This window comes from [Empedobacter] haloabium (assembly GCA_008011715.2).
Classification (GTDB): domain Bacteria; phylum Pseudomonadota; class Gammaproteobacteria; order Burkholderiales; family Burkholderiaceae_D; genus Rugamonas; species Rugamonas haloabia.
This window is the reverse complement of record CP136508.1, coordinates 82,429-96,899: the sequence shown is the minus strand read 5'-3', so window position 1 is coordinate 96,899 and position 14,471 is coordinate 82,429. Positions and strand designations below refer to the sequence as shown.

Genomic DNA, 14,471 nt, shown 5'->3' with positions numbered 1-14,471 from the left:
GAGCAACAATTTCTCGGAAATTGGGGTCTGTCCCCATTTTTACGCGGCGGCCAGTTTGCGCTGGCGTTCCTCGCGCGGCGTGTTGCCGAACAGCGTGCCGAAGGCGGTGGAGAAATGCGAGCCACTGGAAAAGCCGCACATCAGGCCAACTTGCACGATGGAATGATTGGTTTCGAGCAGTAATTGACGGGCACGCTGCAGGCGCAGTTCCAGGTAGTAGCGCGACGGCAGGCTGCCCAGGTATTGCTTGAACAGGCGCTCCAGCTGGCGGCGCGACAGGCCGACCAGGTTGGCGATGTCGTCCGTCGACAGCGGCTCCTCGATGTTCGCCTCCATCAGGGTGACGGCTTCCGACAGCTTTGGCTGCAGCGCGCCGAAGCGGGCTTGCAGGGCCACGCGCTGGCGCTCGTCGGCGCTGCGCACGCGGTCGATGCACAGGGTTTCCTTGACGGCCGCCTGCACGCTCGAACCGAACAGGGCATCGATCAGGGTCAGCGCGAAGTCGACGCTGGCGGCGCCGCCGCAGCAGCTCAGGTGGCGGCCGTCGATCTCGAACAGGTGCGGCGTCAGGATGGCGCGCTCGGTGATGTCTTCCGTCTCCGCGTACAGCGCCCACGGCAAGGCGATGCGCACGCCGCCCATGACGCCGGCATCGGCCAGCCAGAGCACGGCCGCGCCCACCCCGCCCCAATAGGCGGCGCCACGGCAGCGCTCGATGACGGTGCGCAGCAGCGCATCGGCCGGACGTGGCTGGGGCTCGTCGGCCACCAGCAGCGCGACATGCCAGCCTTCGTCGACGTCCTGCGCGACCTGTTCGGGCGTGCGCACGTCCAGCCGGAATTCCTGGCCCAACAGGCGCTGGGCCACGCGGAGCGGCTGTACCAGGCCGGCCCAGGACAGGCTGTCGCCCTCGCCGGCCTGCACCAGCAGCATGCGCAGCGGGGCCTGCCGCGCCAAGCGGTTCAGGTCAGCGAACGACATCGCCGGAACAAAGCGGAACAGGCATCAAGGCAAACATCGGGCAATCGGCGGACATCGGTAAGCGTTCAGCGTTGCAACACCCTATGATACCGGGTTTCCCGCCCAAGGATTCGGCCAGGCCCGGCGCTATAATCGCGGCATGGGGGAACGCTATCTGAAAAGTATCCGGCTGCTGGCCGAGTGCATGCAAGGCTTCGAGCGGCTGTCGGGCCAGCATGCGCGCGCCTGCGGCCTGACGCATGCCCAGTTCGACATCATCGCCACCCTGGGCAACACGCCCGGCATGTCGTACAAGGAGCTGGGCGAGCGCACGCTGATCACGAAAGGCACGATGACGGGCGTGATCGAGCGCCTGGAACAGAAAGGCCTGGTGGAACGCACCCGCAGCTGCGACGACAAGCGCTCCTGGTTCCTGCGCCTGACCGAAGCGGGCGAACGGCTGTTCGACGAGGTCTTCCCGCGCGTGGTGGCCGGCGGCGCCGCCGTGTTCGCCCAGTACGACGACGCCGATTTCGATCGCCTGGAAAGCACGCTGGCAGGCCTGAAAGCCGTCATCGACGCCGCTCCCCAACCTGACAACAACCACCGATAACGGAAAATAAAATGCTGAAAACCACCCTGATCGACGGCGTCACGCCGGCCAAGTTCGACAAACAGATCACCGGCAACCTGCTGCTGGAAACCACCACCAGCGACGAAGTACGCAAGGAAAAGCTGCTGATCGGCGTGCGCAACGAAGAGGGAGAGATCTACCGCCTGATCGGTGCCACCAAGCACAACAGCTTCACCAACGCCGTCGAGGAACTGGAAGACCTGGAACTGGTCGACGAACTGAGCGACGTGGAAGGCACGCAGGAAGGCTGCGACGCCATCTTCCGCCAGGAATAATCGCCCCGCGGGGCTTCCACGCAACGCTCCCCGTTAAAAATAATTCCACACGGCAATATTGTGGGTATAATTTTTCGATGGACAGACTGGACGCCTTCAACACCATCGCAGCTCAGGCGAGCCGCGGCGAGCTTGCATTTCCCGCCAACGTGGATGCTTCCATCAAGCTCCAGCGGGCGCTGATGGACCCCGATTGCCATGCGGACGTGGCCACGCGCCTGATCCAGGCCGACCCGCTGCTGGCCGCGCGCACCGTCGCCATCGCCAATTCCGTCGCCTACAACCGCTCCGGCACCGAGATCTCCAGCGTGCGCTCGGCCGTGCAGCGCCTGGGCGTGCGCACCTTGCAGTCGCTGGTCGCCGCCGTGCTGGTGCGCCAGATCGGCAGCCGCGTGGCCGATCCCGTGCTGCGGGACTATGTCAGCCGCCTGTGGGAACACACCGCCCACACGGCCGCCCTGGCCCAGGTGATCGCGCGCCGCGTCACCCACGTCGATCCGGATACGGCGCTGTTTGCCGGCATCGTGCACGAAGTGGGCGCTTTCTATTTACTGTCGCGCGCGCAGGACTTCCCCGGCATCATGGACGGCGAACCGGCCGAATGGATCGACCACGGCGAAGTCGAGATCGGCCGTGGCGTGCTGGCGAAATTGATGGTGCCCGAATCCGTGATGGACGCCGTCGAGTCCATGTGGCGCGGCATGCGCGCGCTGCCGCCGGAGAACCTGGGCGACACCCTGCTGCTGGCCGACGACCTGGCGCCCGTCCCTTCCCCCATGCACACCCGCCCCGGCGCCACCACGGCGCAGGCGGCCCGCACCATCGATTTCGCCATCGGCGACGGCACCTTCGACGCGATCCTGCGCGAATCGGCCGACGAGGTGCAATCGTTGTACGCCGTGCTGATGCTTTAATCAGCACGGTCAGCCCCTGTCCCATTTCGGTGCCTGACCCCGCGGTGGGACACGGGCTCGGCGTTGAGGCGGGCGGGAATCGGCGATAATTGGCTTTTTTGCACCATGCTCCGATGAACCGATCCGACTTTCCCCTGCGCCGCGTGGCGGCTGCCGTGCTGCTGGCCACCAGCGCCGCGCTGGCGTTTGCCCAGGGCGGTACGATCGCGCTGGAAGGCGCGCCGTACGTGCTCGAAGGCACCGAGGTGCGCAGCATCCGCGCGCAAAACCTGCAGCGCGATTACCAGATCTATGTCAGCCTGCCGCCGTCGTATGCGAAGTCCGGTCGCAGCTATCCGGTCGTCTTCGTCACCGATGCGCCGTACGCCTTTCCAGTTACGCGCGCCATCGGCCTGCGCGCCGGCCGCGGCGGCAAGAGCATCGACGAATTCATCCTGGTCGGCCTGTCGTACGCACGGGGCGACAGCGCGGAATACAGCCGCCGGCGCGACTACACGCCCACGGCCACGGCCGACAGCACGCTGGTGTCCGACATGCCCGGCCGCGAGCCCAGGTTCGGCGAGGCCGCCGGCTACCGCCGCTTCATCGCCGACGAAGTCTTTCCCTTCGTGGCCAAGCACTACCGCGCCGACATGGGCCGCAAGACCTTCATCGGCCACTCGTACGGCTCCCTGCTGGGCCTGGACATGCTGCTCAGCGAGCCGGAGCTGTTCGACAACTACGTGCTGGGCAGCCCCTCGCTGTGGTTCAACAAGCGCGTGATGTTCGAGCGCGAAAAGGCGTACGCGGCCAGCCACAAGGACCTGCGCGCCAACGTGTTCTTTGCCGTCGGCAGCTACGAGGCGGTGCGCCACGGCGCCCGCTTCAACAAGGACGAGGACATGGTGCGCGACCTGCGCAACTTCACGGCCGCGCTGAAGTCGCGCAATTACCCGAACCTGAACGTGACGAGTGTCGTCGTGCCGGACGAGGACCATCTGACCATCGCGCCGATCGTCATCACGCGCGGCCTGCGCTGGGCCCTGCCCGGCAGCGTGCGCTGACATGACGAAATCGTCATCCACGCTTTCGTAAAATGCGGTCACGATACGGCCGGGAGGACAGCATGCGCATACTGGTCGTGGAAGACGAGCCGAAAACCGGCAATCACCTGCTGCAGGGGCTGCGGGAAGCGGGCTTCGACGCCGCGCTGGCCCGCACCGGGCCGGAAGGCCTGCGCCTGGCGCTGGCCGAGGATTACGATCTGGTCGTGCTGGACGTGATGCTGCCGGCCATGGACGGCTGGACCGTGCTGCGCTCCCTGCGCGAGCACAAGGACACGCCGGTGCTGTTCCTGACCGCGCGCGACGACATCCCCGACCGCGTGCGCGGCCTCGAGCTGGGCGCGGACGACTACCTGGTCAAGCCATTCGCCTTCGCCGAGCTGCTGGCGCGCCTGCGCACGCTGCTGCGGCGCGGTCCGGTGCGCGAGGAAGCCGTCATCCGCATCGCGGACGCCGAGATCGACGTGCTGCGCCACAGGGTCACGCGCGCCGGCCAGCGCATCGACCTGACGCCGAAGGAATTCGCGCTGCTGCACCTGCTGGCACGCCGGCGCGGCGAAGTGCTGTCGCGGCGCCAGATCGCCGCCCAGGTGTGGGACATGAACTTCGATTCCGATACGAACGTGGTCGACGTCGCCATCCGCCGCCTGCGCGCGAAGCTGGACGACCCCTGGCCCGTGAAACTGGTGCACACGGTGCGCGGCATCGGCTACACGGTGGACGACAAAGCCTGATGCGCCGTCTCTCCATCGCCCTGCGCCTGGCGCTGCTGTTTTCCGCCATCGCGGCGGCCGTGTTCCTGGCCGTGGGCGCCTACCTGTACCAGGCGCTGTCGCAGCAGATGTCCGAACGCGACGACGTCGCCCTGCTGGACAAGGTGGTGCTGATCCGCCATCTGCTGGCCAGCCAGCCGATGCCGCTGGCGATGCCGGACGAACTGCGCATGGTGCTCGACAACGTGTTCGGCCAGGACGGCATGCAGCTGCGCCTCGTCGATGCGGCTGGCCGCACGGTGGTGCTGACGGCGGCACCGGGCGGCACGGGCGCGCCGGCGCCAGGCTGGCCAGGCGTTCCCCTCGACCGCACGCCGGCCCGCACCGATATCCACGACTGGCAGCTCGCGTCGGGCCCGGGCCGGGCCATCGTCGCCCTGGCCAGTGCGGGCAGCGAGCGTACGCCGGTGCGCATCGCGATCGTGCGCCAGCGCTCGCAGCGGCTGGCCATCCTGAAACGCTACACGGCCGACCTGCTGGCCGGCCTGGCCGTGGGCACGCTGGTGGCGACGGCGCTGGCCTTTGCCGTGGTCCGGCGCGGCATGCGCCCGCTGCACGACGTGATCGGCAAGGCCAACGAAATCAGCACGCAGCGCCTGGCCGGCCGCCTGTCGGTGCAGGACGTGCCGGCCGAACTGCGCGAGCTGGGTGTGGCCTTCAACGCCATGCTGGACCGGCTGGAGGAAGGCGTGCAGCGGCTGTCCGGCTTTGCCGCCGACCTGGCGCACGACCTGCGCACGCCACTGAACACGCTGATGATGCAGACCCAGGTCGCGCTGTCACGCCCGCGCGACAGCGGCGAGTACGAGGCGCTGCTGGCCTCGAACCTGGAGGAATACGAGCGCCTGGGACGCATGATCGAGAACACGCTGTTCCTGGCCCGCGCCGATCACGCCCAGCTGGCGCTGCGGCCGGTGGCGCTGGACGCGGCGGCCGAACTGGCTCACATCGCCGACTACTTCGACGTGCTGGCGGACGATGCCGGCATCGCGTTGCACATCGACGCGGCGGGCAGCGTGCATGCCGACCCGATCCTGCTGCGACGCGCCGTCAACAACCTGGTGGCCAACGCCGTGCGCCATACGCCGCGCGGCGGCAGGGTGACGCTGTGCTCGCGCGCGGACGACACGGGCTGCCATATCGAAGTGCGCAACACGGGCAGCGCGATCGCGCCGGAGCATCTGGGATTATTGTTCGATCGCTACTACCGGGCCGACCCGTCACGCGGCGAGGCGGGTGGCGGCGCCGGGTTGGGCCTGGCCATCGTGCGCGCCATCATACAGCTGCACGGCGGCAGCGCCAGCGCCACCAGTGCGGACGGCAGCACCGTCTTCACGCTGCGTTTTCCGCCGGCGCCGGCGGCACGCCCAGCGCGCGCAGGCGGCGCAGCCGGTAATGATTGAACAGGCCGTCCGGGCCGTCGTCCGGACGCCGCGCCGGTGGCTGGGGCTCGGGGCCCGCGGCGTCATTCGCTGCCCGCTCCGGCGCCGGCATATAGGTTGTCGATTCGTCCATCTGCTTCTCCAGGCATCGTGCATAGCATGGGCAAAAAAAATGCCCGCTCGAAAGCGGGCCAAGTCCAAAACTAGGGATGTCCTGAAAGAGACGAGTCCATAGTAAGGCCTGGGCCTGCCGCGCTCTGTGCGCCATTTCACATAAAAGTCATAAACGGGTTCGACCTGCCAGCTTTACCAGGTCGGCTCTGTCTTTTTCCAGGCGTCCAGCTGTTGGACGCGGCCGATCCAGGCCACGATGTGCGCGCATCGCGCCAGCGGCACGCGTGCCCTTTCGACATACATCAACGATGCCGCGATGGCGTAGTCCGCCAGGGTCACATCGTGCCCCACCAGCCAGGTGCGGCGGGCCAGGTGCTCGTCCAGCAGCGTCGCCAGCGGCGCCAGCCCCTGCTCCGCGCGCGCCAGCTCGGCCGGGTCGGCATCGACGCCGGTCACCATTTTCTTCCACACGTTTTCCCAGGTAAACACGCTGAGCGCCGGCCCGAAATGCTGGCAGGTCCAGAACAGCCAGCGGTTGACGTCCGCGCGGTCGCGCACGTTCTGTGGATACAGCGTCTGCCCCGGCGTACGGTCGGCCAGGTACTGCATGATCGCAGCCGATTCCCACAGCACGAAGCCGCCGTCCTCCAGCACCGGGATCTTGCTGTTCGGATTCAGCTCCTCGAGGCGGCGCCGGTCGTCCGAACTCATCAGGTCGATCTCGACCAGTTCCAGGTCGGCAGCAAGATGCTGTGCCGTCATCAGCACGCGGCGGGCACTGGAGGATTTGGGGTGGTGGTACAGGCGCATGGTCGTCGCTCCCTGTTTTGCTTGTTGTCGAAGCGTTATCGTAGCGGGAGCGACTGTCAGTTTTTGTCAGGAGTCTTCCTGGATGCCGTGTTCGCTGCGCCAGCGGCTGATCAGCTGTTGGCGCGGGATCGGATAGCGCTCGGCCAGCGTGGCGGCGGCGCGGATGCGGTCGATGCGGAAGTGGCGTTGCGCATCACGCAGTTCGCACCACGCGGCCAGCAGGCGGCGGCCTTCGAAGAACGCCAGCGCGAACGGCCAGACGATGCGCTCGGTGGCCTGGCCGGCCTCGTCGCTGTACTCGATGCGCAGCTTGTACTGGTTGCGGATGGCTTCGCGCGCGGGCTGGACGAATTCGTCGCTGGGCGCCTGCGGCACGCCGATCGGCACCCACAGGCTGGTTTCGGCCATGCGGTCGCGCAGGTCCTTGGGCGAGGCCGTGGCGATCTTCGCCAACGCGGCGCTGGCCGCGCGCGCCAATGCCGGGTCGCCCTGCCGGCGCACCCAGCGCGCCCCCAGCACCAGCGCTTCGAGCTCGTCGGCGCCGAACATCAGCGGCGGCAGGAAGAAGCCCGTCTTCATCAGGTAGCCGACGCCGGCCGAGCCCTCGATGGGCGCGCCCAGTTCGGCCAGCGACTGGATGTCGCGGTAGATCGTTCGTTCGGAGACGCCCAGCTGCTCGGCCAGCGCCGCGGCCGTAACGGGACGGCGGTTGGCGCGCAGCGCGTCCATCAACTGGAACAGCCGGCCGGCTCGGCTCATTGGTATCGTCCTCCCTGGTCAGAACGACAGCTTAGCATGCGGTGACGCGGCGGCGACAGCGGTCAGCCCGGCCCGCCCGCACGGTGCCCCGGCCAGGTGATTTCCAGCTCGTAGCCGATCGAGCGGGCCAGCCCGTCCAGGTCGGGGAACAGTGTCGCGTGGGTGATGTTCATGCGGTACAGCGCCAGCATCGCGTCGGCGCGCAACGATGGCGGCAGCACGAACTTGCGCATCAGCGCGGGCCCCGCGCCGTACTTGCCGATGATGGCATCGAGCGGCTTGTCGAGCACCCCGGGCACGACGAACGTGCCCGATTGCGCCACCAGGCGCCGGTCCATCGCTTCCGGCTCGCCCACCCACAGGATGTCCTGGTCGTTGGGCGCGAAATAGCGCTCGAAATTGCCGGCCACGCGCGGGTCGATCGCTTCGCGACGCAGCCCGGGCGCGTGGCGCGGCGCCGCGCGCCACAATGTGGGCGTGTCGAGGGCGAAGACGGCGGCGCTGCGGTTGGTATTGTTCAGGGCGAAAAACGCGGCGACGAAGGGCGACTTGGTGAAATCCAGCATGCGCGTGGGCGCGCCGTGGTGCTGCATCAGCGCCAGGCAGCGGATGTCGTCGACCAGCACGTTCGGATCGGCCAGGTAGATATGCGCCTTGCGCCGGAAGATGCGCAGGGCCCGTTCCTCGCGCTGGCGCCAGCTGGCCCGGTCCGGCACGAAGCTGTGCAGGTAACGCGACAATGAACTGAACAGCTGCCAGTCGGCGTCCGGCAGGCCCCGGAAGGCCCAGCCGTCGCAGGCGGACGTGGCGGTCACGAATTGCTCCCAGCTGTCGATATGGACGATTTCCATGCGCGGCCCCGTGTTGATTCCGGCCAGGATGCTCCCACAGCCCATGCATGAGCGTCAAATCCGTCGTATTCGCGTGCGCGCCGCGGGCATTGCGTCAGTCAGCAATTGACAGCCCCACCGATTCGTGGCGAAATCCAGCCCTGATAACTATAACGACAACCTTAGCCAACCATGAGCCGAAGCACTTCCACCAAAAGCCGCGCCAGCGGCCGCGTCACGCTGAGCGACGTCGCGCGCCTGGCCGGCGTCGCGCCGATGACCGCGTCGCGGGCGATCAACCAGCCGGAGCTCGTGTCGTCCCTGCTGCGCCAGCGCGTCGAACAGGCCGTGCAGGAACTGGGCTACGTGCCGAACCGCGCCGCGCGCGCGCTGGCGTCGGCCCAGTCCAACGTCATCGTCGTGCTGGTGCCGTCGCTGTCGAACACCGTGTTCACGGCCGTGCTGCAGGGCATCCAGGACGTGCTCGATGCCGACAACTACCAGGTCCTGATCGGCAATACCCGCTATTCCGACGCCGAGGAGGAAAAGCTCCTCAACATCTACATGCAGTCGAACCCGGACGGCATCCTGCTGTGCGGCCTGACGCACAGCCCGCGCGTGCAGCAGATGCTGGCCACCTCGAAAGTGCCGGTGGTGTCGATGATGGACCTGTCCGACGATCCGGCCCAGCTGTGCGTCGGCTTCTCCCAGCTGGACGCCGGCGAGACGATGACGCGCTACCTGATCGACAAGGGCCGCCGCCGCATCGGCTTCATGGGTGCCCAACTGGACGAGCGGACCTTGAAGCGCCGCGAAGGCTACCGCAAGGCGATGATGGACGCCGGCCTGGCCGATCCGCAGCTGGAGCTGATGGTGCCCGATCCTTCCACGATCGCGCTGGGTGCCGAACTGCTGGGCCGCATGCTGGCCAGGGTGCCGGACTGCGACGCCATCTTCTGCTGCAACGACGACCTGGCCCACGGCGCGGTCTACCAGTGCCAGCGGCGCGGCATCGCGGTGCCGGAGCGCCTCGCGATCTGCGGCTTCAACGACCTGCCCGCCTCGGCCTGGATGAAACCGTCGCTGACGACGGTGGGCACGCCGCGCTACCGCATCGGCTACGAGGCGGCGACGATGCTGCGCGCCGCCATTCGCGGCGAGGTGCCGGCGCAGACGCACCTGGACCTGGGTTTCACGTTGATGGCGCGCGAGAGCGCTTGACGGGGCGGGGGTCTGTCCCTGCGGGACTGACCCCGAAGTTTGCAAGCGTTTTGTTGGCCCGTCCGTACGTGGCCCGCCGAACTTCGGGGTCAGTCCCTGAAGGGACAGACCCCAAACTGCTTGAAGAACGCGACTGCTTGCGCTAGACTGAGGCCAATGTTAGCGCTATCAGAGGGCAAGATGAACGAAAGGATCGGGAACGCACCACGCTGGGTCGTGATGGGTGTCAGCGGCTGCGGCAAGAGCTCCGTCGGCATCGCGCTGGCTCAGGCGCTGGGCGTGCGGTTCGTCGAGGGCGACCAGTACCATCCGGCCGCCAATGTCGCCAAAATGGCGGCCGGCATTCCGTTGACCGATGACGATCGCAAAGAATGGCTGCACAGCCTGCAAGCCGAGATCCGCGCGGCGGCGGCGGCCGGTACCGGCCTCGTCGTGTCGTGCTCGGCCCTGAAGCGGCGCTACCGCGACCTGCTGCGCGCGGGCGACCCGGCGCTGCGCTTTGCCCACCTGGACGGCAGCCGTGAACTGATCGCCGCGCGCATGGCGGCGCGCCAGGGCCACTACATGCCGCTGTCGCTGCTGGACAGCCAGCTGGCCACCCTGGAGCCGTTGCAGGACGACGAAGCAGGCTTGCGGCTCGATATCGGGACTGAGGTGCCGGCGCTGGTGCGGGCGATCCTGGCCCGGGAGTAGACCCCTGGTGACAGGCACCTATCCTGGGGTCGGGAGACCCCAGGATAGGTGCCTGTCACCGTGGGTTTCAAGGAACGCTTACCTCCAGCAGATAGCGGCGCCCGGCCTCGATCGCCGTCACGCGCGGCGCCGCCAACACCTCGCCATCGCAGCGCACCTCGACCTTGTCGCCGCCGCCGCGCCGGATCGTCACGTCGAACGTCGCACCGCGGAACTGGCGCACCACGCGCATCCCCGGCCAGGCGGGCGGCAGCTGCGGCGCGATGCGCAGCCCCGCTTCATCACCCACCAGGCCACACAGGCCCTCGACCACGCAGCGGTAGATCCACGACACCGTGCCCGTGTTGAACAACTGGCTGGAACGGCCGGCCGTGCGCGGATATTCCTTCCACGCGCCGCGATAGTAGTTCGGGATGAAGATCGGCAGCTGGCCGCGCCGCAGGTAGTCCGCTTCGTCCGGTCCCGGTATCATCCGGCGCAGCAGGTCGTAGGCGCGCCCGCCCTCCTCGATCGTGTACAGGCTGTGGATGTAGAACGCGGCGGCGTGGTTGTAGACGGCGCCGTTCTCCGCCGAGCCGGGATGCTTCTGCGTGACGCGGCCGACGTCGTCGCGCATCTTCGAGTACGGCGGCGCGAACATCTGCACGCCGTACGGCGTGTAGAGCTGTTGTTCGATCTCGGCCAGCATCGGCAAGCGTTGCGTGGCGCTGGCCGCGCCGGACAGGATGGCCCAGGCCTGCGGGTTGAGCCACAGGCGTCCTTCCGCATCGTCCTTGACGCCGAACACGACGCCATCGTCCGTGATGCCGCGCGCGAACCAGCGGCCGTCCCACAGGTAGTGATTGGCGGCGTCGTTCAGTTCGCGCGCACCGGCGCGGTAGCGCGCCTCGTCATCGCCGTCGCCACGGTGCGCGCACATGTCGGCCCACAGGTTCAGCGCATACGCGGCCGCCACCGTCAGCCAGCCCGACACTCCCTTGCCCTTGTAGCCCACCATGTTCATCGGGTCGCACCAGTCGCCCTGGGCGATGAACGACAAGCCGCGCAGGTCGCGTTCCTTCAGCAGCCAGTCCATCGCGCGACTGATGCGCTGGGCCATCGTCAGGCTGGCACCGTCGGCCGCCACGACCGGCTCGTCCAGCAGGGCCCAGTCGGCCGTCTCGTCCAGGTAGGCCTTCAGACAGACCGGCAGCCAGACGCAGTGGTCCGTGTGCGGCACCTGGTTGATGTACTTCAGCTCCGCGCCCTCGACCAGCAGGATCCCGTCCGGCATCGCGCCCGTCGCTTCCTGCTGCGACAGCGCGTGCAGGAACGCGGCGCGCGCGGTGGCGGGCCGCACGAAGGTCATGCCCATGTTGTCCTGCAGGTAGTTGCGCGTCTGCGGGTCCGTGGTCAGGCGGTTGACGTCGCCATGGTAGTACACCTGGCGCGGCAGCCAGTGATTGACGAAGTTGTCCAGCGCCGCGTCCGGGGTTTCGATGGCGACGCAGCCGGCGCCCTCGGCCACGTACGCCGCATAATCCGCGCGCGCCTGGGCGAACGCTGCTTCGCTGAGGTAGCGCGTGCGCATGGCCGCGATCTCGGCATCGTCGAACGCGGGGCCGAACAGGAAACGGTAGTCCTCGGCGGCGCCGGCGGCCAACGTCACGCGGTATTGCACAACGGCCGCGGGCGTCTCGTAGCGGGCGTCGCCGCCGGCCAGCATGTCCGCCTGCAGCGCGGACGGCGCCTGCAGGCCGCCCTCGCCTTCGAACGCTTCCTGTGCCGCTTCCCAGGCATCCGGCGCGCATTCGCACAGGAAGTACGTCTTGTCCTTGAAATCCTTCTGCTTGAAGTAGTCCGCCACCTTCTGATATGGCGTGACGCAGCTGGCGACGATGCCCTGCAGGTCGGCGCGGTACTCGGCCGATTGGTTCATCCACGACATGTAACCGATCGGGAAATACGGGTAGACGCTGAGCCGGCGTGCGCGCCCGGACAGGTTCGTCACCCGCAGCGACCACAGTTCCACGACGTCGTCGACCGGCAGGCTGACGACCAGTTCGACGCGGATGCCGTGGTGATCCACCGTCCAGGCCAGGTCGCTCTTCCCGGCCGAGAACACGAAGCGCTCGGGCGTGGCCCGCACCGGCTCGTGCGGCGCGGAGAACAGCTCGCCGGTGTCGTCGTCGCGCACATAAAAGAAGCGGCCCGGGTGATGGGCGTAATAGCCCTGCTCCGGCTGCATGAACGTCTTCGCCTCCAGGTTGGGCGCATGCGCATACTTGGCCGGCTCCGGCTGCATGAACTGGGCGACGGCATAGCCGCGGCACGTCATCTGCATCATCATGCGGCGATTCCACAGAAAGCCGGCGGCGCGGGGCAGCGCGGTGGGCGACAGCAGCTCGTAGCGGTGGCCGCCAGCGGCGGGGCGTAACAGTTGCGACGACATGGGTTCTCCGGTCAGGCTTGCGGGGACAATGAATGCTTACGGGCGAGCAGGTCGGCCTGGATGGCCTGCAGGCGCTTGCCGTCGAGCCGGTAGCAGCACATCACGGCCACCGCCAGCAGTGCGAACGCGGCGGGGATCAGCGACATCAGCCAGACGATGCCGGCCTGCGAGCCGGTCGACTGCGCGGCGTTCGGCACGTAGCCCAGCGCCGTGAACAGCGCGCCGATCACCGCCACCGCCAGCGCGGTGCCCAGCTTCTGCGAGAACGTGGCGGCGGCGAACGTCATCGCCGTCGCGCGCCGGCCCGTGCGCCATTCCGTGTAGTCGGCCGTGTCGGCGTACATCGAGAAGGCCAGCGGCGACTTCGGCCCCAGCACCAGGCCCAGCGCCGCTTGCAGCACGAACATCAACCAGACCTGGTCCGGCGGCACCGCAAAGAAGGCGGCCGACAGCAGCGCCGTCAGCGACATCAGCACGATCATCAGGGTCTTCTTGTCGACGAAGCGTGTCATCAAGGGTGTGGCGGCGGCACCGGCGGCAGCAGCCATCATATAGGTCGGCACGAAGCTGGCCATCAGGTCCGGGCGGCCCACGTAGTACTTGAAGTAGTAGGCGGCGGTCGTGGTGCGCAGGGTAATCGTCACCATGATGATCAGCGCCAGGAAGAACAGCACCAGCCACGGGCCGTTGCGGGTCAGGTCGCGCACGTCCTGCAGCACGTTCGAACGCTGGCCCGGCGGCGGCGCGATGCGCTCGCGCGTGTTGGCGAAGGAGAGCAGGAACAGCAGCGAGGCGGCGACGGCCCACGCGGCCATCGTCAGCTGCCAGCCCAGCTTGTCGTTACCGCCACCCAGCCACTGCACCAGCGCCGGGGTGGCGGCCGTCACCAGCGTGCTGCCGCCGAACGCGCAGATGAAGCGCAGGCCGTTGATGGTAGAGCGCTCCTGCGGGTCGGCCGACATCACGCCGGACAGCGCGTTGTACGGGATGTTGATCGCCGTGTAGCACACCATCATCAGCAGGTAGCTGCCATAGGCCCAGGCCAGCTTGCCGTCCTGGCCCAGGTCGGGCGTCGTGTAGGTCAGCACGGCGGCAGCGCCCAGCGGCAGCGCGCCCCACACCAGGTAGGGACGGAACTTGCCGTAGCGGGTGCTGGTGCGGTCGGCCAGCGCGCCGATCATCGGATCGGTAAAGGCGTTGACCAGCTTGATGGCGAACATCATGGACGCGGCGGCGGCAGCGCTGATGCCGAACACGTCGGTATAGAAAAACAGCAGGAACGTGGCGATGTTGGCCCAGTAAAAATTGAAGCCCATGTCGGCGACGCCGTAGCTGATCCGCTCGCGCCAGGAGAGTGCCTGCTGCTCTGCCATCGGGTCGACCACGCCCCTGAAAAAAAACCTGCACGGACGAGCCCAGGCTCGTCCGCACAGTAAAAAACAGACCGGGCAAGTGAACACCCCGGTCCGCCCATCGGACCTTACAGCGCAATGTTAGCGCTAACAAAATCAAGTGTAATAACGGCTATCAATGAAGTCAACAAAAATGTGACCGATAAAAGTTTCCCAAAAACGGGGACAGTCCCCGATTTTGGGAAACAAAAAAATGCCGCCCGAAGGCGGCATTCGCGTG

At 67.4% G+C, this 14,471-nt stretch carries 15 protein-coding genes; 8 read left to right on the top strand and 7 right to left on the bottom strand.

Annotated features, from left to right (window positions below; translation table 11 throughout):
- Positions 1-39: 39 nt before the first annotated feature.
- Positions 40-981 carry a helix-turn-helix domain-containing protein gene (locus E7V67_000385; GenBank protein ID WUR13597.1) on the bottom strand — a complete coding sequence of 314 codons (942 nt, stop codon included), beginning with the start codon at positions 979-981 and terminating at the stop codon, positions 40-42.
- 139 nt (positions 982-1,120) lie between these two features.
- Between E7V67_000385 and E7V67_000380 the strand changes: the two genes are divergently transcribed.
- The 6 genes from E7V67_000380 (at position 1,121) to E7V67_000355 (ending at position 6,002) form a co-directional block, all read left to right on the top strand.
- Positions 1,121-1,573, top strand: a complete 453-nt coding sequence (locus tag E7V67_000380; protein WUR13596.1) for a MarR family transcriptional regulator — start codon at positions 1,121-1,123, stop codon at positions 1,571-1,573.
- Between the two features lie 14 nt (positions 1,574-1,587).
- On the top strand, positions 1,588-1,869 hold the full coding sequence (locus tag E7V67_000375; protein ID WUR16198.1) for a hypothetical protein: 282 nt from the start codon (positions 1,588-1,590) through the stop codon (positions 1,867-1,869).
- A gap of 77 nt (positions 1,870-1,946) precedes the next feature.
- Positions 1,947-2,783: an HDOD domain-containing protein gene (locus E7V67_000370; GenBank protein WUR13595.1), complete on the top strand. Its 837-nt coding sequence runs from the start codon at positions 1,947-1,949 to the stop codon at positions 2,781-2,783.
- Positions 2,784-2,896: 113 nt separating this feature from the next.
- Complete coding sequence (locus E7V67_000365; GenBank protein WUR13594.1) at positions 2,897-3,826, top strand: alpha/beta hydrolase-fold protein; 930 nt, start codon at positions 2,897-2,899, stop codon at positions 3,824-3,826.
- Positions 3,827-3,888: 62 nt separating this feature from the next.
- Positions 3,889-4,560, top strand: coding sequence for a heavy metal response regulator transcription factor (locus tag E7V67_000360; protein WUR13593.1), 672 nt, complete (start codon positions 3,889-3,891; stop codon positions 4,558-4,560).
- On the top strand, positions 4,560-6,002 hold the full coding sequence (locus tag E7V67_000355) for a heavy metal sensor histidine kinase (GenBank protein WUR13592.1): 1,443 nt from the start codon (positions 4,560-4,562) through the stop codon (positions 6,000-6,002). Before E7V67_000360 ends, E7V67_000355 begins: the two co-directional genes overlap by 1 nt.
- Here the strand turns inward: E7V67_000355 and E7V67_000350 are convergent.
- The 4 genes from E7V67_000350 to E7V67_000335 all read right to left on the bottom strand — a co-directional run bounded on the left by E7V67_000350 (position 5,932) and on the right by E7V67_000335 (position 8,515).
- A complete protein-coding gene (locus E7V67_000350) occupies positions 5,932-6,114 on the bottom strand; it encodes a hypothetical protein (GenBank protein ID WUR13591.1) in 183 nt (60 codons plus the stop codon). The two genes, E7V67_000355 and E7V67_000350, sit on opposite strands and share 71 nt — an antisense overlap.
- Positions 6,115-6,287: 173 nt before the next feature.
- Positions 6,288-6,905 (bottom strand): glutathione S-transferase family protein, encoded by a 618-nt coding sequence (locus E7V67_000345; protein ID WUR13590.1) that lies wholly within the window; start codon positions 6,903-6,905, stop codon positions 6,288-6,290.
- 66 nt (positions 6,906-6,971) lie between these two features.
- Entirely contained in the window at positions 6,972-7,664 is a 693-nt protein-coding gene (locus tag E7V67_000340; protein ID WUR13589.1) for a YafY family protein, read from the bottom strand.
- Between the two features lie 62 nt (positions 7,665-7,726).
- Positions 7,727-8,515: an FRG domain-containing protein gene (locus tag E7V67_000335; GenBank protein ID WUR13588.1), complete on the bottom strand. Its 789-nt coding sequence runs from the start codon at positions 8,513-8,515 to the stop codon at positions 7,727-7,729.
- Positions 8,516-8,686: 171 nt separating this feature from the next.
- Here E7V67_000335 and E7V67_000330 point away from each other — a divergent pair, with 171 nt between their 5' ends.
- Both E7V67_000330 and E7V67_000325 read left to right on the top strand, forming a co-directional pair.
- Entirely contained in the window at positions 8,687-9,715 is a 1,029-nt protein-coding gene (locus E7V67_000330) for a LacI family DNA-binding transcriptional regulator (GenBank protein WUR13587.1), read from the top strand.
- Between the two features lie 180 nt (positions 9,716-9,895).
- Positions 9,896-10,408: a gluconokinase gene (locus E7V67_000325; protein ID WUR13586.1), complete on the top strand. Its 513-nt coding sequence runs from the start codon at positions 9,896-9,898 to the stop codon at positions 10,406-10,408.
- A gap of 67 nt (positions 10,409-10,475) precedes the next feature.
- On the opposite strand, the gene E7V67_000320 is transcribed toward E7V67_000325, so the two are convergent.
- Entirely contained in the window at positions 10,476-12,839 is a 2,364-nt protein-coding gene (locus E7V67_000320) for an NdvB protein (GenBank protein WUR13585.1), read from the bottom strand.
- An 11-nt stretch (positions 12,840-12,850) separates the two neighbouring features.
- A complete protein-coding gene (locus tag E7V67_000315; GenBank protein ID WUR13584.1) occupies positions 12,851-14,212 on the bottom strand; it encodes an MFS transporter in 1,362 nt (453 codons plus the stop codon).
- Positions 14,213-14,471 lie beyond the last annotated feature (259 nt).